1 protein-coding gene is annotated in these 577 nt (G+C 59.4%); it reads right to left on the bottom strand.

Going from position 1 to position 577, the window contains the following annotated elements; all coding sequences use genetic code 11:
- Nucleotides 1-251 precede the first annotated feature (251 nt).
- A partial coding sequence (locus tag AC1D1L_RS33750; RefSeq protein WP_477345859.1) for a transposase occupies nucleotides 252-577 on the bottom strand: 326 nt, incomplete at its 5' end.

The following is a 577-nucleotide window of genomic DNA, read 5'->3' as shown; positions in this document are numbered from 1 at the left end:
TTTCAAAAAATGTATGGTCCGCCCCGTCCGTGCAAGGGTTCGCGACATCGCCGATGACGATTCCAGTTGCATAAATGTATCCGGCCTCTCGCGAGTGAGCTGCTGTTGCAGCCAGGCCATGATGAGATCCGCGCACGCCGTTCCCAATAAATGGTTCGGGCACGAAGCCCGCTTTTTTGCACAGGGCTTACGGCATGCTGATCCACTGTTTCGTCATCACTATTCCCGAGCCTTGCAATCGAGCCGGAGCGTCAGGCGAAAGCAGGGTCCCTGCGTTCGTAGAGCGCTCCCGGCTTGGTCAGGACAACCCAGACAATGCGCGCCATCTTGGCGGCAAGTGCGACAACAGCTTTGTTCGGGTGCATACGGCTCTGCAACCCGTCAAGCCAGCTTCCCAGGCGATCCCGGGTTCGATCCAGGTGACGGAAGCATGATCGCGCGCCATGAACGAGCAGCTTGCGAACGTAGCGGTTCCCGCGCTTGCTGATACCGAGTAGCTTCTGCTTGCCTCCGGTCGAGTATTCTCGAGGGACCAGCCCCAGCCATGCGGCCAGGTCGCGAGCCTTCTGGAACTGGC

Source organism: Mesorhizobium sp. P2_D6, assembly GCF_056404315.1.
Note: the sequence above shows the minus strand (reverse complement) of the source record. Positions and strands in the feature narration are given on the sequence as shown.